Source organism: Pseudomonas sp. P65(2024), assembly GCF_057480955.1.
The window spans coordinates 262,260-280,572 of the sequence record NZ_JBLIYX010000001.1; the positions used below are offsets into that span (position 1 = coordinate 262,260).

At 60.2% G+C, this 18,313-nt stretch carries 19 protein-coding genes and 1 pseudogene; 5 read left to right on the plus strand and 15 right to left on the minus strand.

The window, feature by feature from the left end:
• Positions 1–159 precede the first annotated feature (159 nt).
• From AC25MA_RS01275 to AC25MA_RS01335, 13 genes are all read right to left on the minus strand, one after another.
• Positions 160–1,317, minus strand: a complete 1,158-nt coding sequence (locus AC25MA_RS01275; RefSeq protein WP_486971696.1) for a glutathionylspermidine synthase family protein — start codon at positions 1,315–1,317, stop codon at positions 160–162.
• A 2-nt stretch (positions 1,318–1,319) separates the two neighbouring features.
• On the minus strand, positions 1,320–2,072 hold the full coding sequence (locus tag AC25MA_RS01280) for a DUF1190 domain-containing protein (protein ID WP_062359546.1): 753 nt from the start codon (positions 2,070–2,072) through the stop codon (positions 1,320–1,322).
• A gap of 25 nt (positions 2,073–2,097) precedes the next feature.
• Complete coding sequence (locus AC25MA_RS01285) at positions 2,098–2,523, minus strand: DUF350 domain-containing protein (RefSeq protein ID WP_028692698.1); 426 nt, start codon at positions 2,521–2,523, stop codon at positions 2,098–2,100.
• A 12-nt stretch (positions 2,524–2,535) separates the two neighbouring features.
• Entirely contained in the window at positions 2,536–3,192 is a 657-nt protein-coding gene (locus AC25MA_RS01290; protein ID WP_028692699.1) for a DUF2491 family protein, read from the minus strand.
• Between the two features lie 217 nt (positions 3,193–3,409).
• The gene (locus tag AC25MA_RS01295) at positions 3,410–4,111 is read right to left on the minus strand and encodes a PspA/IM30 family protein (protein ID WP_028692700.1); all 702 of its coding nucleotides are present in this window, start codon (positions 4,109–4,111) and stop codon (positions 3,410–3,412) included.
• Between the two features lie 16 nt (positions 4,112–4,127).
• The gene (locus tag AC25MA_RS01300; RefSeq protein WP_051555763.1) at positions 4,128–4,742 is read right to left on the minus strand and encodes a YjfI family protein; all 615 of its coding nucleotides are present in this window, start codon (positions 4,740–4,742) and stop codon (positions 4,128–4,130) included.
• An 88-nt stretch (positions 4,743–4,830) separates the two neighbouring features.
• A complete protein-coding gene (locus AC25MA_RS01305; RefSeq protein ID WP_186597387.1) occupies positions 4,831–5,463 on the minus strand; it encodes a hypothetical protein in 633 nt (210 codons plus the stop codon).
• Positions 5,464–5,474: 11 nt separating this feature from the next.
• Entirely contained in the window at positions 5,475–5,750 is a 276-nt protein-coding gene (locus tag AC25MA_RS01310; protein WP_486971697.1) for a hypothetical protein, read from the minus strand.
• A gap of 237 nt (positions 5,751–5,987) precedes the next feature.
• The gene (locus tag AC25MA_RS01315; protein ID WP_486971698.1) at positions 5,988–8,399 is read right to left on the minus strand and encodes a TonB-dependent siderophore receptor; all 2,412 of its coding nucleotides are present in this window, start codon (positions 8,397–8,399) and stop codon (positions 5,988–5,990) included.
• Positions 8,400–8,562: 163 nt separating this feature from the next.
• Positions 8,563–9,483 carry a FecR domain-containing protein gene (locus tag AC25MA_RS01320; protein ID WP_486971699.1) on the minus strand — a complete coding sequence of 307 codons (921 nt, stop codon included), beginning with the start codon at positions 9,481–9,483 and terminating at the stop codon, positions 8,563–8,565.
• Positions 9,480–9,995 carry a sigma-70 family RNA polymerase sigma factor gene (locus tag AC25MA_RS01325; protein WP_486971700.1) on the minus strand — a complete coding sequence of 172 codons (516 nt, stop codon included), beginning with the start codon at positions 9,993–9,995 and terminating at the stop codon, positions 9,480–9,482. The genes AC25MA_RS01320 and AC25MA_RS01325 overlap by 4 nt, the downstream gene beginning before the upstream one ends.
• Before the next feature lie 329 nt (positions 9,996–10,324).
• Entirely contained in the window at positions 10,325–10,909 is a 585-nt protein-coding gene (locus tag AC25MA_RS01330) for a hypothetical protein (protein WP_036986699.1), read from the minus strand.
• Between the two features lie 325 nt (positions 10,910–11,234).
• Positions 11,235–12,047: an aminoglycoside phosphotransferase family protein gene (locus tag AC25MA_RS01335; protein ID WP_486971701.1), complete on the minus strand. Its 813-nt coding sequence runs from the start codon at positions 12,045–12,047 to the stop codon at positions 11,235–11,237.
• A 77-nt stretch (positions 12,048–12,124) separates the two neighbouring features.
• Between AC25MA_RS01335 and AC25MA_RS01340 the strand changes: the two genes are divergently transcribed.
• Positions 12,125–12,775 carry a hypothetical protein gene (locus AC25MA_RS01340; RefSeq protein WP_486971702.1) on the plus strand — a complete coding sequence of 217 codons (651 nt, stop codon included), beginning with the start codon at positions 12,125–12,127 and terminating at the stop codon, positions 12,773–12,775.
• 19 nt (positions 12,776–12,794) lie between these two features.
• Here the strand turns inward: AC25MA_RS01340 and AC25MA_RS01345 are convergent, their stop codons facing one another.
• On the minus strand, positions 12,795–13,202 hold the full coding sequence (locus AC25MA_RS01345) for a hypothetical protein (RefSeq protein WP_207851538.1): 408 nt from the start codon (positions 13,200–13,202) through the stop codon (positions 12,795–12,797).
• A gap of 436 nt (positions 13,203–13,638) precedes the next feature.
• Here AC25MA_RS01345 and AC25MA_RS01350 point away from each other — a divergent pair, with 436 nt between their 5' ends.
• Entirely contained in the window at positions 13,639–13,881 is a 243-nt protein-coding gene (locus AC25MA_RS01350) for a hypothetical protein (protein ID WP_050704872.1), read from the plus strand.
• A 166-nt stretch (positions 13,882–14,047) separates the two neighbouring features.
• A pseudogene (locus AC25MA_RS01355) lies at positions 14,048–14,296 on the plus strand (DUF3077 domain-containing protein); the annotation flags it as partial.
• A 98-nt stretch (positions 14,297–14,394) separates the two neighbouring features.
• Here the strand turns inward: AC25MA_RS01355 and AC25MA_RS01360 are convergent.
• A complete protein-coding gene (locus AC25MA_RS01360) occupies positions 14,395–15,126 on the minus strand; it encodes a hypothetical protein (protein ID WP_486971703.1) in 732 nt (243 codons plus the stop codon).
• A 941-nt stretch (positions 15,127–16,067) separates the two neighbouring features.
• Here AC25MA_RS01360 and AC25MA_RS01365 point away from each other — a divergent pair.
• Both AC25MA_RS01365 and AC25MA_RS01370 read left to right on the plus strand, forming a co-directional pair.
• Entirely contained in the window at positions 16,068–17,192 is a 1,125-nt protein-coding gene (locus tag AC25MA_RS01365) for a hypothetical protein (RefSeq protein ID WP_486971704.1), read from the plus strand.
• Positions 17,193–18,299, plus strand: a complete 1,107-nt coding sequence (locus AC25MA_RS01370; RefSeq protein ID WP_486971705.1) for a hypothetical protein — start codon at positions 17,193–17,195, stop codon at positions 18,297–18,299.
• The last annotated feature ends 14 nt before the right edge of the window (positions 18,300–18,313 follow it).

Consider the following 18,313-nt stretch of genomic DNA (forward strand, 5'->3'; position numbering starts at 1 on the left):
TCGGTCCACGGGCATCCTCAGAGCATGGCAGTTATTGCACGAGGGGGTTGTGCGCGGGCGACCCGGCGCGTCCTGAAACCGACCACCGGGAAGTGCCATCATCGAAGGTACAAAACGTAACTTTGTGATCAGGCTGGAACTGCGTGGGAGCGCAGCCGATCAGTCCACCACTACATGGGGCAGGAAACGCGAGCTGTCCTTGGTGATCAGCGTGTCGTCTTCACGAATGCCGATCCCCGAGGCCAGGTCACCGATCACCCAGGAGCCGATCAGGGTGTAGCTGTCGCCGAACTTGGGCAACGGCGCAAAGCCCTGCAGGATGTACGGCGCATCGTCGTAGGGCCCGTCCTCGAACACCCGCTGGTCGTCGGCGGTGCGGATATCCACGTTGGCACCCTCGCGGGAGAAGTACGGCTTGCGTACCCAGCCCTTGGGCACCGGGCGTCGCGGGTCTTGGTCGAGAAACGCCGGCAGCAGGTTCGGGTGCCCTTCGTGCCATTCCCACAGCAGCGGCAGGATGCCCTTGTTGGAGATCAGCGCCTTCCACGCCGGTTCCACGAACTGGGTATCGCAGCCGGCGATGGCCTGGCCGAAGTCCTCGTGGAAGATATGCTCCCAGGCGTGCAGCTTGAACAGGCGCGGGATCGGCCGGCCTTCGAGGTCGACGAAGCGCCCTTCGCCGTTCAGGCCGATGTCCTCCAAGTCGATATGCCGGGTGCTGATACCCACGTGCCCGGCCATCTTGCGCAGAAAATCCGTGGTGCCACGGTCTTCGACGGAACCGGCGATGGCCGAGAAGTAGAACGGGCTTTCGCGCTCGAAGGCGCCGAAAGCCCGCACCAGGTCCTCGGCCAGGGTGTTGAACTGGCTGGCATGGGCCGGCAGCACGCCGCGCTCGATCTGCTGCTCCAGCCAGATCAGCTGGAACGCCGCCGCCTCGTACAGCGAGGTCGGCGTGTCGTAGTTGGCCTCGATCAACTTGGCCGGGCCGTGGCCGTCGTAGCTGAAGTCGAAGCGACCGTAGAGGTGCGGATGCCCCTCTTTCCACGAAAGGCGCACCAGGTCGAAGAACGCCGGCGGGATCGCCAGGCGGGTCATCAACGCCTCGCTGTCGACGATGCGCTCGACCGCCTCCAGGCACATGGCATGCAGCTCTTGCGTGGGCGCCTCCAGGTCACGGCTGACCTGGGCCTCGCTGAACTGGTAGTAGCCGCGCTCGTCCCAGTAGCGCTCGCCGTCGATGGTGTGGAAGGCGAAACCTTCACGTTCGGCGGTGGCGCGCCAGTCCGGGCGTTCGTCGATGCTGATCTTGCGCATGCTCAACCGCCGAAGCTGAAGCCGCCGCTGCTCTTGCCGCCCCAGCCGCTGCGCGCAGTGGCCTGGCTGCCGAAGCCGCCGCGGGAGATCGACGAGGACACACTGGAGCGGGTCGAGGTGCTGGATTTGTAGCTGCGCCCGCTCGAGCTGCCGGAGTAGTAGCTGGAATAGCTGCCGCCGCTCTGCTGGGCCTGGTCGGAGCGCTCGAAGCGCTTGCCCTGGTCGATCTGCTGGCCGAGCGTGGTGCTGCGGTATCCGCCGCTGCTGTCACGGTACTGGTAGACCGGCTGCGAGTAGTACTGGCGATTGCCGCCGCTGAGCACTTGGCCGAGCAACAGGCCGGTAAGCAGGCCGTTGAAGTTGCTGCCGCCGCTACTGGCCTGGCCGCTGTTCTCGACCTGGGCGCGGGCCGCGTCGACCTGGGACTGGCTGACCTCGCCCGACACCGCCAGCTCGAAGCCGCCGAGGCGCGGCATGTAGCGGTTGTCACTGGTGACCTGGCAGTAGTCCGGCACGAAGTCGGCCTCGCAGGCGGCCTTGTCGCCATAGGTCGGGGCGATGCGGCGGTGGTCGGCCAACGCCTGCATGTAGGCGTCGGAACACACGTCCACCGGCATCTTGTCATCGACGCAAGCCTGGACGGTGGTGTAGTTGCTGCGCTTGCTGACCGTGTAGGTCTCCTCGGGCGCGCTGCACGCGGTAAGCGCCAGCGGCAGGGAGCTGGCCAGCACCAGCTTGACGGAACTTCGTCTCATGTAGGGCTCCTTGCGCGCAAACGGCTCAGACCGACGGGGTCATGCAGGCCGAGTTGAGGAAGCCCACGCTGATCGCCACGGCGGCGGCGTAGATCGCGGCGGCCATTTCGCCCTTGGCGATACGGCTGGCCAGGCCCTTGAGCACCAGGCTGGTGATGCCGAAGGCCAGCAGTTGCACCACCGCGGCGATCACCACCCAGACCACGAAATCGAGCAGGCTGACACTGTAGGCGATGATGTTGCTGGCCGGCAGCGAGAAGCCGATCAGCGCGCCGCCCAGGGCGATGGCCGCGGCGCTGTTGTTGTCGCGGATCAGGGCGAACTCGCGGTGCGGGGTGAGGTGCGTGTAGATGAACTGGAACACCCAGAACAGCACCAGCGCCACGCTGATGTAGAGGATGAAGCCGATCACTGCCTGGGCGTTGAGCGACATGCGAAGAGCGTCGAGCATGGTGAATCCTTGTCAGATGACGTTGAAGTCCGTTGATTGCAGGGTGACACCCACCGAAGTGGTCAGGCTGACATTGCCTTGTTCGTCCTCCTCCACCGACAGCAGGAGGAACTCGCGGCGATCGGTCAGGCCGGTCTCGCGGGCATACAGCATGGACAGGTGCTGGATGCGGTAGCTGGTCTCGGGGCTGGTGACCCGTTCGCTGATCGGCGTCAGCTCGGTCTGCCCCTCTTCGCTGCCCCACTGGCGGACGAACTCATAGCCTTCGTGCTCGTAGTACGGCAGGCCGATGGTCGACTCGGGGCCCACCAGGCGCTTGAGTTCGGCGTCACTGTTGATCGGCAGCACGCTGTAGTAGCCGAACAGGATGATATCGCGCACGTCCTCGGCAGACGTGCCGTTCATCACCACCTGCAGCCAGTAGTCTTCGTCTTCCATGTAGAAGCGCGCCAGGCGCACCGACTGGCCGAGGTCGACCTCGCCGACGGCCCAGACCACTTCCTGCTCGGGGACTTCCAGTTCAGAGTGACCGTCGAGCAGCAGCTTGAGCGAGGGGTCGAGCTTGAGCATGCGCCCGCTGCCCAGGCCAAACGGCAGGTTGCCTTGGGCCTGGCTGCCGGCGGCAGGTTTGGGGGCTTCGAAGCCCATGAAGCGTTTCAACCAACCCACGGGGCATCTCCTGGGTGAGAGGGTGACGGAACCGGAGCCAATGCAGGTGCTGAAGCGAACAGGCAGGGCCTGTGGGGAGAAGGCGACATTGAAGATCCCTTGGGTCGCGGCAGTCCTTTGGCGGGGGCGACACGATACTGCTTTTCGTGCGCGCCGCCAACGGGTCTGGCATCGGGTGTTGCGCCGGCCCCGTGATAGGGCCGGCCCACTCAACGGATCACTCCGCCGGCTTCGCCGCCTTGGCCTTCAAGCGCGCCAGCACATCATCGGCGCCGCTGTTGCTGGCGCCGATCCCGGCCGCCTTCAGGCGTGCCTCCAGGTCGCTGCCATCGGCCTTGCCGGCCAGCTCCGCCGCCGCTTCCAGCTCGGCCGCGCGTTCGCTCTGGCGCTTCTTGATGCGGTCCAGCGAGCCGACCGCCGTCTCCAGGCTGCCATTCGCGCCGCCGGTGGCCGACGCCGCGCTCACCTGGGCGCGCTGCACGCTCTCGCGGGCCTTGACCAGGTCCACCTGCTGCTTGAGGCCCTTGATCTGCGCCTCGGTCTTGCTCACGGTGGCGGTCAGGGTCGCCACCGACGCACCGAACTGGTCGGCCAGCGCCTGCTCGGAATCGCGCTGGTTGGTCAAGTCGGCGATGCGCGCCGCGCACTCGTGGGCAAGCCCTTCCTCGCCCTTGTCCAGGGCGGCGATGGCCTTCTGCTCCCAGTCACCGATGGTCTTGTCGAACTCGGTGATGCGCTGCTGCGCGGTCTTGTGCTTGGCCATGATCTTGACCAGCTGGTTGCGCGCATCGATCAGGTTGTTGTCCGCGTCGCGGATCTCCTGATCGAGGATGCGCAGGGCCTGGGAGTCGACGATCGCCTCACCGACTTCCGAAGCGCCGCCACGCAGGGCGGTGACGATCTTTTTCAACAGGCTCATGGGGCAATCTCCGGAATCAGTGGGTGAAGTAGTCTTCGAAGTCTTCGGCGGCGGTGATGACGTTGTCGGCCAGGGTGTGGATCTCCTGGACGATGTTGTCCAGCGACGAGGCCGCGCTCAGGGCGCCGAACATGGTGTACACCGACTCGCCCGAGGGCAGCCTGTGCAGGCCGATGGACGACAGCGGGAACACGTCGCGGGTGCGCAGCACCGCATCGTTGAAGGCGGCCGCGTCCTTCACCTGGCTGGCTTCGACCAGCAGCGTGTCGACCAGGATCTGCTCGCCGGCCACGGCGATGTACAGCGGCAGGCCGTCCAGCTCGTGCATCACCAGCTTCAGGCTGGGTTCGGCGCCCTGTTGCAGGGACAGGCCGATCGCCCCGCCACGCACATCCTCCAGGCCCTGGAGGGCGCCGTGCAGCGATTCGATCGTCCAATGGTTGTGCTCGGTCATGAAATCCTCCGTTCTGACCTGTTTGCCCGCGAGGGGCTGACGTAAAGCCTTCTCGATACCGCGCAAGGCGGCGGCATGCTCTGGCAGGATCCACAACTCACGCTTGACCAGGCCGGCGGCCTTGAGCCGGGCACGCATGTCGCGCATGTAGTCGGTGGAGCTTTTCTTGCCTGCCATCGAGGGGGTGTCCTTGTCTCACATGTGAGGTACGTTACGCCTGGATTGTGACGTTCGCAAGTCTCACATGTGAGGCACAATGCGACCGCTACCCCGCCACTCGCACCAACCGCTGCAACACCTCGATCACCTGGGGATCGCGCACTTCGAGCACATCCATCTGGATCCGCGCAATCACCGCCTTGAGCAGCTCGGTCTGGCTCATCCGGGTCTGCTGCAGCAACGCCAGAAAATCCTCGGCCATGTGCGGATTGACCTTCATCGACAAGCGCCGGGTGGCCCCCGATGCCTGCAACCCACGCTGACGCCGCTGCGCCTCCAGGGCCGTCACGAAGGCCTCGTGGCCGGGCTGCAATCCCATGCCCTGGCGCGCCTGCACCAGCCACTGGAAGTAATGGGCCAGGAACAGCTTGCGCAGGTGCGCGCCCGCCTCGCTGCACACGGCCTGCATCGCCGCATCCAGCACATCGAGATAGACCGCCGGCAGCCGCGCCTCGATGGACTTGAGCTGCTGCTTGCGTGCCTCGCGAATTGCCGGGGTGGACTGCGGCGGGATGGCCACCACCGTGTCGCAGCCATCGCACACGCCCACCAGGATGTCCCGCGCAATGCCCTGGCCATCGCTGAAGGGCACATCACGCCGGATGTAATGCATGCCGACGAGCGCCTGGCAGTGCTCGCACAGGGCCTGGCCGGTATCGCCTTCGAACAGGATCTTCATGGTCGGAATACTCACTGGTGAACGCTGATGAACCACGTCTGGGGTTCGATGAAATAGAACTTGATGTACCAGCCAAGGCGCTTGAGCACATGGACCTCGATGGCCGGCACGGCATGATGCGGACTGCTGCTGTAGTGGCTACCGTCGCAGGAATGGATGATGTCGATGACTTCACCTGCGCCGACCTCGCCAATGGCCAGCAGGTTCTTGATCTCGATATCGCCCCTTGAAACATGCAGATAATTGCCGGATTCGAGTGCGGCGACTACCGCGCTCCTGACTGCCATGAAACCTTTTGGCATGATCCTTCCCCGTCATTACGAAAATCATCGTACAAAACCTCGACAGAATCCACTCTTGCAGTTGATTCAGCCGACCGGCGGCGCTGCTGTTGCTCCGGGATGCGGAAAACGCCTGGGTAAGCACTATGGCTTGCCAGGGAAAGGCGTGTCGGTTGAGGGTGTAACAGGTACTTTCAGGAAGGAGATGGTTCCCACGCATGGGAACCATCGGACGCCACAACGCTAGAACGCGTAGACCAACGTCGCCGTGGCACTGCGCGGTGTGCCATACCAGCCACGTGCGCCGATCGCCGAGTAGTACTTCTCGTCCAGCACGTTGTTGAGGTTCAGCGAAACGCTGGTCTGCGGCGTGATCGCGTACTGCGCCATCAGGTCGACCACGCTGTAGGCGTCCTGGGTGAACGTCTCGCCATGGGGCCCCGCTTTCTTCTTGTACTCCATGCCCTGCCAGCGCACGCCGCCGCCGACTTTCAGCTGCGGCAGGGACTGCAGTTGATAGCTGGTGAACAGCTTGAAGGTGTCGCGGGGTACTTCGGTGAGCAGGCGCTTGCCATCGGCGTCCTCGGCCTGGGCATAGGTGTAGCTGGCAGAGACTTGCCAGTCGGGCAGGATCTGCCCGGCCGCCTCCATCTCGAAACCACGGGTCTTGGTGCCGGACTCGGCGCGGTAGGCCTGGTCGCCGTTCGGCGCCAGCTTGTCGCCGTCGGCCACGGCCAGGTTGTCCTGCTGCACTTCGAAGACACTGAAGGCAGTGGTCAGGCGCTTGTCCCAGAACTCGCTCTTGATACCCAGTTCGTAGTTCACCCCCTCCAACGGTTCGATATAGCCACCACTGGCATCCTGCCTGCTCTGCGGCTTGAAGATGGCGGTGTAGCTGGCGTAGGCCGACCAGTTCTCGGCGAAGTCGTAGACCAGCCCCACGTAGGGCGTGACCACTCCGGTCTCGCTGCGCGAGGTGCGTGTGGTCGCGCCGGTCGATAGGGTCGTCCCGGTTTCATTGCGCTTCCAGTCGATCACCCGCGCACCGGTAATCAGCGACAGGTCATCGTTCAGGCTCCAGCGCACCGACGCCACCAGGCCGTCCTGGGTTTCGTCCAGCGCGTCTTGCGAATACTTGGTGTGGATGGCATCCGGGATCGCCAGCGAACCGTCCCAGGTATGGATGTTGTCGATCGGCTGGATCGTCCACAGCTGGTAGCCGGGGTTACGGTAGTAGGCCCGGTAGTGGCTGGCACCAAGGTACGCCTGGTGCTCACGGGACAGCAGCTCGAACGGGCCGGTGGCCGAGAGGTCGAACGACGTCTGCCGCGGCTCGCCCGCCCAACGGCCGGTCCAGGTGCTGATGCCGCTGCCATCGGGATTGACGGTGCCGCTGGCGGCGGTGGCGAAGGTGTCGTCGTAGCGGCGACGGCTGTGCTCGGCGTTCAGCTTCAGTTGCCAGCCGTTGTCCAGCTGATGCTCCAGGGTGGTGAACAGGGTTTTCGTGCGGCGCTTGTGGTAGCTCCAGTCCGAGGCCGAGTTGAACGAACGCGACGGGTTGAAATGGCTGCCATCGGCGTTGTACATCGGGAAACCGTGGTTGCCCGCGCCATCGTTGTCCATCTCCTGGTATTCCGCGCCCACGGTCAGCATCGTGCTGTCGGTGACGTCCCATTCCACCACGCCGTAGGCCACCTGCCGCTCCAGCGACTGGCGGTCGACGTTGCTCTGGCTGTCGGTGGTCGAGGCCACGAAACGGCCACGCACATGGCCGCTTTCAGACAGCTTGCCAGACAGGTCCAGCTCGGTACGGTAGCTGTCCCACGAGCCAGCCTTGAGGGTCAGCTTGCGCTGGATCTCGACGGTCGGCTTCTTGCGAACCAGATTGACGGTGGCGCCGGGATCGCCGGTGCCCGACATCAGCCCGGTGGCCCCGCGCACCACCTCCACGCGGTCGTAGGACACCATGTCGGCCAGGTCGTCGCGAAAGCCGAAGGTATCGGGGCGGTTGACGCCGTCGACCTGGATGCTGCCGACCTGGAAGCCCCGCACGTAGATATGGTTGGCGTCGCTACCGGCTGGCCCCATGCTGTCGACGACCACGCCCGGCGTCTGCTCGAGCACCTGGGTCACATCCGTGAGGTTCTGGTCCTCGATCTGCTGGCGGGTTACCACGCTGACGGACTGCGGCGTCTCCCGCGCCGACAGGCGCAGGCCGGTCGCGGTGTTAGCGGAGCCCGTGGTGTAGCTGCCGGTACCTTCGGTGGTGCTGCCCAGGCCCAACGCATCGATGCTGGTGGCGCCCAGCTCGACGGCGCCGTCGTTCTGTACCTTGCTCAGCACATAGCGCTTTTCGCCCACCTGCTGTACCCGCAATCCGGAGCCCTGCAGCAATGTGGCAAAACCTTGCTCCAGTTCGAAGCTGCCCTGCAGCCCCGATGAATGCAGCCCGGTTGTTTCGTCGTTGCTGAAGCTGATGGTCACGCCGCTGGCGGCGGCGAACTGGCTGATCGCAGCAGCCAGGCTGCCGGCCGGGATATCGTAGCGCTGCGCGGCCGCCCAGGCGGTCGAGGTGGCCAATGCGGCACCGCAAAGGCCAAGCGCAAGGGTCGCCTGGCGAATGCTGCAGGCTAGCGAGGTACGGCGTGCGGACATGAAAAGGGGTTCCTGTGCTGGTTGGCTTGGGCACGCTTGAAGCGCGCGCCCTGAAGAGCCGAAGCAGCGCGAAAAATCTGCTACCCCAAATGCGAAAAATTCTCGAATGTTGAGAAAGGATGAGCAATCACCCACGAAAAAATTTCAGAAGGGTATGTTCTACCTACCCCATCCCAAGTGGCTCCAGGCGCACCCAATAGCGCGTCACGCGCCGCGCTCGAACCGGCAACGCGTCTTCCAGACTGGCCAATGCGACATCGGTATCATCAAGATTGAACGCCCCCGACAGCCGCAACCCGGCAACCTCCTGCGCACACCCCAGATAACCAGGCCGATAGCGCGCCAGCTCACGCACCACGTCGCTCAAACACCAATCGACGCTGACCAGCATGCCCTGTGCCCAGGCTTGGGCGCCGGTAGCCAGGGGACGCAGCGGCCCGAGGCTGTCAGCGGCGAAGCTCAGCCCATACCCGGCATCGATACGCACCACTCGCGACGTTTGCCCTGGCCGCACCTCCACGGCATGGGCGGCCACCGCCACATGGCTCATCCCGGCGTCCTGGCGCACGCTGAATCGGGTGCCGAGGGCAAGGATCACACCTTCAGCGGTGCGTACGCTGAGCGGACGCGGGTCCTTGGCGGTTTCCACCAGGATCTCGCCCTGGCGCAGGTGGATCAGCCGCTGGCCAGCGTCGAAACGGATATCGACGCGGCTGTTGGTATTGAGGTCCAGGCGCGTGCCATCGGCCAGGGTCACTCGGCGCCGCTCGCCGGTCCGGGTCGAGTAGTCGGCGCTCCATGGCGAGATCCGGTAGCCCTGCCATCCCACCACGCCGGCACCTAGCAACAGCGCCAGTACCTTCATGGCATGGCGCCGATCCCGACGGGCGATTTCCAGGGTCTGCGCGGCGCCGCTGGGGGCGTTGCCCAGGCGGCCTTGCAGCGCCTCCAGCCGCGCCCAGGCGGCGGCATGGCGAGGGTCGGCGGCGCGCCAGGCTTGCCAGGAGGCGTGGGTGGCGGCGTCGACGTTGCTGTCGTGCAAGCGCACGTACCAGTCCACGGCCTCGGCAAGAATGGCCTTCATGCACCCTCGACCAGCAGGCAGTGCATCAGCCCGCGCGCCAGGTGCTTGCGCACGGTGCTCACCGAAACACCGAGGCGTTCGGCAGTCTTTTCGTAGCTCAAACCGTCCAGTTGCACGGAGAGGAAGATCGCCCGGGTGCGCTGGCCGAGGCCGTCGAGCATCCGGTCGATGGCCATCAGGGTATCGAGGATGGCGGCGTGGGTCTCGGCGGAAGGTGCGTAGCTCTCCGGCTGCAGCGCCAGCGCTTCGAGATAGGCGGTTTCCAGGCTGCGGCGGCGATAGAGGTCGATGACCAGGCCACGGGCGATGGTGGCCAGGTAATGACGTGGCTGGTTGAGGGTGCCGGCGGTGCGCGCCAGCAGCACGCGGATGAAGGTGTCCTGGGCCAGGTCGGCGGCATCGGCGGAGCTGTTCAGGCGTTGGCGCAGCCAGCCGTGCAGCCAGGTGCTGTGCTCGCGGTAGAGCGTTTCCAGGCCGCAGTGGACAGTGCCGGCGGGAACAACGGTGGACATCACGCCCTCCCCCAAAAAGATTACCAGGTGCAAATAAGAATTTGTCGCAAGTGTACTCAGTGAGGGCAGGATTGGGAATGGTGGCAGGTACGCTCACATTGCTGGAAAGCCGTTCATGAACGGATCGATTGCCTGCATCAGCTGCGCAACAATTGATCCGCCCATGATGGATCGTCGTCAGTTGTGAAATGACTGCGCCAGAAACTCGGTGATCTGCAACGCAATCTGCTGCTGGATCAACGCCCGTGGTCGAGCGTTATTGCCATCCCGGCATATGACGCCATTCCCATAAGCCAGTTGCTTTCAATCGGCTCACGCAGGATCGCCGCTCAGAACAGCCCGCCCAAGGTAAATGTCCCACCTACCCCAGCCTGCAACCCCGCGTTCACGCCGCCTGTGAGGATCACACCCTTGGCCGAGCGCAGCAGGCGCTCGGTGGTGTCTTGCGGAAGGAGCAGTTGGCCCACCGGAATCACCGTGGCCGCAGTCATGGCCAGCAGCTTGGTGTCCAGACCGAACAGCATGCCCGAGAAGCTGGCGCCGCCTATCAGCCCCAGCCCCCCTTCGATGAACACGCAAGCACCCTTGAAGTCCTCGCGGTTCAGGCCGCGCGCCGCGATCGAGTCTGCTACCAGCACTTTGCCCCTGGCATAGAAGTCTTCAGTCGCGCCTGCCGCCCCGACGCTCTTGCCCCGCACCTGCAAGTTGACCTTGCCGTACCGTGGCAGGCGGGCACCGGCACCAGCGCCGACGCCGGCCGAGCCGTAGCGATACTGATGCAGTGCACCGGTGGGATCTTTCAAGGTCAGCATGCCACCACTGGCCGCTGCGAACATCACCGTCAATCCGCCACTGCTGGCAGTCTCGTACTCCCAGTCGCTGGTACTGAGGGTCAATGGGAATTGCAGTCGCATCAGAATCTCCTTGTATGGGGCCGCGCCGGGTGGCGGCGGCAAGTCCATGCGACCCGCTGATGGCCGCTCCCTGGGATGGGCGCGATGACTGGCTGAGGCACCAGCAGGCTTGCGCCACACGCTTCTATGGGGGCAATGCTGGAAAGTCCGGACAGGAAAGCGCAGCCGGTCTTTGACCAGCCAGCGGAGAAACAGAGCAGATTGCTCTGGGTGAGCGATAGCGTCCTGGCCATGACAAGTCCCTTGCATCGTCCGTGACATGCCGGGCCATTGCAACGAACCTCTGGGGTAGTGTCAACCCTGTCGAATCTGTGAGGCACCCGGTTCAGTCAGAAACCTGAACGTCGCAGTCGAGCGCCGAAGCTGCCAGCTTCGCCATCTCAAGTCTACTGTCCGGCTCGACACCGTCCTCGATCATCCAGGTCGCCGACAACCCTGCCCATGCCAACACCCATTGCAAAATCCTGCGCCGATCAATACCGGCAGCCGTCGAGATAATCGCTATCCGACGCGCAAAGGCCCCCGGTGCCAACGCGCTTGCATCGTCGGGGTTGCAGAGGATGTTGGCGTAATCGAAGCCTCGCTCGCCGTACAGCCCCTTGGGATCGATGGCGAGCCATCCCGCCGGCCCGAAATCCAGCACGTTGCCGTGATGGATATCGCCGTGCAGCACTACCACATCCTGCGGTTCGGCCAAAAGCGCCCTCGCCGCCCTGGCACTGTGTTCCAGCACCCCACCGTGAGTTGCCGCCGCACTCCACAATGCTTCGAACCATTGCGCCAGCGGAACCAGCGCAGGCATTGGCTCAGCGCGTGGGGCGTGTAGGCGGGCTACCACCGCGCAGAGGATGCGCGTGGCTTCATCATCCCGGCCATCGGCAACCATCTGCGCCAGGGATGCCGAGCCTTGCGCCCGCTTCATCAACAATGCCTCGCCATCGTGAGCCAGTACCGAGGCCGCACCATCACCGCCCCACCAGGCCATGAGCTGGTTGCCGGCCTGCTCTTCGGGTGAATGCGCGATTTTCAGCATGGCGGGTGTATCGCGCTGGCGAACCGGGAGAAGATGGCCGTTCAACGAAACGAACGCGTCCCCGTCGAGGGTAAGCGCCCATCGTTTCAGGTAGTGGTGAAACATGGTTTCATTACTCGCGATTCACTTGTGAACGGGGCTCTATGAGCCGGTGAACATCCATCGATGCCGTTCATTCGGAAATGACTATCCTGACGCGACGATTACTCAAGTACCAGCAGATGCTATCCGCACAGCAAGCCAGCGCCATCGTCCTCGACTTTCTTAAAGACGTCATCCGAGACGGCCGCCCGGAACGGTTCGTCATTCAGTCCTGTGAACTCACTACGAAGGGTGACTACTGGGTAGTTCGTTGCAACAGCGAGGACTGCGTGGTGCATGGCAAGACCGAGTATTGCTATGTCGGCGTCAACGCCCATCTTGTCGATGTGGAAAGCGGCGCGCTCGAAACGGTCGCCAACTGCTTCACTATCGAGGAGTACCTACAGGACAAGGACGATCTCCATGCCGCAGCGGGCAAAACCTATGTGCTGGCGCCTTCGTTTACCCGTGAGAGCAGAACAGCGGTGATCAACCTGCGACAGAAGCTCGCCTACTCCTATCCCGACACCCTGTTCCTTCTGAAGGGGGCAGGCCGGCTGTGGTTCAAGGGTATCCGCCGGCAACTTGAAGATACCCGGCAGCTGCTCGCCACCGAAGGTATCACCACACAGATCGAGCTACATGCCGAGCCTCTGGACGCCATCCTGATCGGGCCGGAAGCCTGGCACACCGAGGCGGTATTCAATGCGCTGCGCAGGAAGCCACTTCACCATGGCGAAGCTGCTGAATGACGCCAGCCCTGCAACTGCCTCAACGGGAGAAGTCTGCCAGTAACGTCTTGACCGTCCCAGGCCCCATGGCACTCAAAACCTGCGTGGCTGCCTCGCGCATCGGTTGCCAGTGGCCACGCTGAAAGATCGACCGATCATGGCAAGGCAGGTCGCCGTCGCCCATCGACGCATAGAGCGCCCATACGCGGTTCAATGGCGCCGCAATCGAATCAGGCAAGGCATTACCGACGACCTGAAGCGCGTCCTGTACATGACGCATCCTGGCGTTCCACACCTCGCAGGCCAAGCAACCCGGCAGCGCTTGCTCCTGCTGTGTTGCGGGCATGGCAACGAACTCCAGCGCCGGAATCAAACGCGCTATCGCGTCGACAGACTTAAGTTCGTCTGCGCCATACCACTGGCAAATCAGGTCGACAAAATTAGGCATCTCGCTGGCCTTTGAGGTTGAGGTGAATCAGCAGGAACACGGGTGTTCGGCATGGAACACCACCTTGCATGCGATGTACACCCATTGCCCAAGCCCTTTTCCAGTCACTACCTACAGGACGCTCAGAAATGGAGCGAGAATCAGATTAAGCCCCTTCCTTGTAGTCCATTTCCCAAACATACTGCTGCCGCCTTTTTTCCGTTGCGACTGCTCTGATCGGGCTCTAGTCTCGGGCGAGTCGCTGGTGTTCAGCGACCGGCTTTGACAGGCCGCAACGGTATTAAGCATACGGCTAGCCTTCGATGGTGGCTGTACGTGCGGGCACGCTTGCGTGCGCCGGAACTTTGCTTATTCCGCCGGTCTGTCAACCCACGTACAGCTGCCACCCTAATGTTTGACAGCAGGCAGGTGGCAGCCCTTCGAAAGGAATAAGTACATGCTCAAGATCGTCCCCGATCCACCCCACAACCACCACTCCCTCGAAGACACCCTCATCCAGGCCACCGAGTACGCTCTGTGTGCATTGACCGTGGCCCATCATGCCGTACAGCTAAAACCCAGATCGCCCGCCGCGATCCTGATGATGGCGTCAATGCATGAGATGGAGTCGCTGCGTGTGTTGCTCGAAGCGGCATTGATCCAGGTGCAGATGCCAGCACAGGCGCCGACATTGCACTAGACAGCAAGGCATGTGTTGCCTGGTCGGGCCCTTTCGCGGGTAAACCCGCTCCCACAGGATCACCTGTGCCTTGGAGCCAGCGCTGTACCTGTGGGAGCGGGTTTACCCGCGAAGAGGCCCGCACAGGCACCGACCATCTCAGGGAGAGAATCATGATTACAGACGCCCCCCCACCACCGTCGGCAAGACAAAGTTCTACCAGGGCGAAGGCCAGACCGACCCGCTGTTCTGCATCGAACCCGGTATCCCTTGCCAGCACGCCCGCGACCAGGCCTCGGAACTGATGGGCTGCGTACGCGACCTGACCATCACCGGGATCATGGAGGAGAAACCGCAGATGCTCTGGGCGGCGTACTACCTGAGCGCACTGGCCAAGGCGCTGATGGATGATGCGGAACTGGGCATGAGCCACTGAAGCGGGAGAAGACTTGGGCTTATCTTGCAACAGGTAAGCCCTCTCAAAATAAAAGAGCCACGCACTGCGTGGCTCTTTTATTTCAGCTTGCCACCCTCTTAAAGTGATTGCAGAGAAATACTGGCGCTCGTAGAGTCCTGCTGACTATCAGCGTCCATCCAGACCCACTGCGTGCCGTCGCCTTGCAAGTTATTGCTGACACTTTGAATCTGAGTAGCAACGATGGTGACGGCTCCTTGCTCCGAAGCCGTAGGCCCAATATTGGTAACTTGACCAGACAGCAGGCCATTGGAGGTTTCATTAACAACAAACACAGTAGCAGCCGCCTCCCGGAACTGGCACGAAATAAACTGAGTAATTTTGCTAACGATGGTCAGATTCATCCACTTTGACGGAGGCACTGCATAATAGCGGTTATATTTATTGAACGGATACTGCTCACCATTAGCCTGCAGCTGGTTATTGTTCAGCCCGCTTGTATTGGTCGGCATGCTGGTACTGCCCAGCCACAGCTCGACCTGTGCGATGCCGCTGTTGCTGGGCAGCGAAACCGAGATGGTCTGGGTATCGGTACCCGAAACAAAGCCCATCGAGGCCAAGCCGGCATTGGCAGTGGTGCCTGGAACAGTGATGCGTGCAGGGGGTTGGCTATTGCTCCATACCACATTGACAGTGGCGTTGTTATCACTACCTGCAGAGTTATAGATGAAAATCCCGTAAATCTGGCCAGGGCGCAACGTCGTGCAGGTAGCCGTATCACCCGGAGTCAAAGTAATCCGTTGGCCACCGTTCCAGTTTATTTGTGAGGCTGCGATAGCGAAGCTTTCCATGGGATAGTCCTTTAGTAGATGCAGCATGATAGACGCGCGTACGTCCCTAACATCCGTTGCGCGACTACGAGCTTAGCCATCACATAAAAATATGCTATGGAGTGCTTAGAATCATTGGCAATTAGTGAGTAGTGGCTAAACGCCATTTACTCTTCAATTAAAACCTAAGTACTACTCATACCAAAGTAAGCACTGAAATAGCACTTTCTACAACAGGCTGAAATCCATTAGGTTTCAGCGATCGTTGAAATATTCGACCATTTGGCTTTCACGATAGAAATTTATGCGATAGCAGTTGATCGCTTTATTCGAACTACCGTCCAGCCATTGCTACCGTACGAGATCCCGGGAACACCAATCGCGCGCATGGGGTAATCCGATCGGCACGATGCGCCAATGCTTCTGCCATGGGGTGTCTGGTCTGGCGCATTCGCGGGCCAGTTCCGTCCAGGAGGGTGATGCTTGCAACGCTGTTCACCTTCGAACCGGCCAGCACCTGATTGCCGATCAAACCGGACGAATCCCGCCACGCGTGGAAAACTGGCAGCCATTCACTCTTTTCAGCGCCTGCCAGCGCCCCCGCCGTCTAGTTTCGCTGAATTTGTGTCCCAGACTTATGCATTCTCAAGCCACCACACCCGCAACCCTGTGCCCCGAGCCATCCCGCCACTTCTCGGTAGCGCCGATGATGGATTGGGCGCACTCTCATCAAAACCACCGAATTTAAAGGGCTCCGCACGATACAAATATCTACGCGTACCAATTTCGTACCATCTTAAGTTCAAGGCTTCTTTCCCTCTTTCCTCTCGAACCGCTAAACAGCGGCGCATCCGCACCGCAGCAGCGCGCCAGGTGCAGACCCCAAGACCACTCCCCATGTTTTCAAGACAGGCAAGCCCGAGTAGAGTGTCGACTTTCGTTGACCACTCAGGCCATTAGAAATGGAAGTCAAGATCCTCGGCACAGCTAAAGACCTTCGGACTCAAACGCCGGTCATTTACGCTCAGTGCGACATCCCAAGCTATCTCTCCCTTGTAGGCGAAGAATTTGCCTCGTTCTCGATTCAACGCAAGCGAGAGAAGTTTACAGCTTACACCAGGCTCAAAGCCGACATTGTAAACGGAACGCTTCTTCCGACAATCACTCTTGCCCTACCTATCGAATCCTCTAATCTGGTTAGAGAGGTAGTTGACTCCGGCGACCTGGAGGAGGTAAAGGAAATTGTTCAAAAATCTGCCCCTCTCAACATTTTAGACGGTCTTCAACGCACTTTCATATTAAAAGAAATCCTTGAAAGCGGGCACTCGTTCCCCCAAGACCAGCTAATACATCTTGAGATTCGAGCAGAACCTGACCTCGATCATTTAATTTACAGAATTATTGTTCTCAACGCAGGACAGAAGCCAATGTCCATGCGACACCAGATTGAGATTCTATCACTCAGTCTACGCAAGACCCTGATAAATGAGATCGAAAGACTCGAACTCGTACCTGAAGCAGATGGTGGCCGAAGAACTCGAGCGCGCCGTTACTCCCTCGACAAAGTATCGAGCGGATACCATGCGTACTTATTAAAGTCACCTGAAGTTGACAAACAGAATGTGGTTGCGCAACGTTTGAGCGAGCAAGCTGTACTTCAGCAAGATGTAGAGCAGTTCGGCGTTCAATTTGGGGAGTTTGTCGAGTTCTTCAGACTCTACTGCGAGCTTGATGACGCAGTTGAATCCACTCAAGCTTCTGGCGAAGGCCCCTCCGCCACCAATTGGCTTGGCAATGAAAACACTCTTAATGCCTTCTTTGCCGCAGTAGCGGACTTCGGTTCAACTCCAGCACGTAAAGATCGAATCAAAGCTGCGCTGCGGAACCTTACCACCACAATCAGCAGCTCCGCATCTGAAGAGTCTATGGGACTGGATTTATTCCAAGCCATCATTGCTGGATTCCCAAGCAGAAAGACAAACATTGGCTACGCAACCCGAAAGCTTATCTTCGTCACCCTCAAAGAATTTTTCCGAGACGAGGGAGAGACTCCTCTTCGAGAGATATGGGAGCGCGAGGCCGAATAAATGAATTACAGGGAAGTTTCCGAACTATTTGACATAGACGACTTACGGATCGACTCTAGTCTCTCGCTATCGGAGGCGTATGGCCAATGTGCGATCGACGGGTATATTGCGATACCCGTCTTCCACCTATCACCTCAATATCAAACCAATGAGACATTTACTATCAAACTGGACCAACATCCAAACTTAGGATGTTGGCTCCTTTCGTGCAAGGGAGAACCTTTCACTTATGGTGAAGCATCAGCAGTCTCAACCGCAGCTTTTTTACGTGACGCAAGCGCTGCTGACATCCCAGCAAACAAATACAGCGATTACACATTCAAGCACGATTATGTTGTAGTACGTGATTTAGCTTACGCTATTTACTTTAGCCACTACAGGGAAACCAGTGCGATTTGGGGCGGTTTCACTCACCAAGAGAATTTTTCTCCACACGACAAACTCTCTCACCCGCATACAATCAACGCACTATGTGACTTATCCATCCCCACTCTCGACCACAAAACAACAACAATGAGAGTGATCAACGACTCCACCCCTTTGGGGCACTACCTATCCCTGTATCACTTAATCGAACTAAGCTTCGATCATGACTTACTACAAGACCTTCAATCCCTGGGCAACAATCTAAAAGGCTTTGGCAAAATCATCGCCACCTACAACAACTCTGAATACAACAAGCTGTTAAGACTGATAAAAAAATACTGGACAGACGAAGCCTCAATCATAAACCACCTAAAAACTTTTTTCAGCCATTCGAAATTTGACTCAAGCATTGACGACCTGCTTTTCGAATATGAAAAAGACGGTTTCCCTTGGACATTTAAAGACAAACCTGACAAACGAGCCCAGTTCATCTCCCACGTAAAGAACTCCTTTAGTAAAGAGTGCCTTACCAACGCCAAACTTGGATACTCTCTAGATTATTGCCAGCGCATGATAGCGTACATAATTTACCGCTTCCGCTGCGCTATCGCTCACGCGTCGATTGGTGAATACATATTAACGATTCACGACTCAGAGCTAATCACAAAAAAGGCCACTCCCCTGCTCATGAGCCTTATAAGTCACATCTTTAAAAATAGACCCTCCCACATAACCCCGTAGTAATATCAAAATTG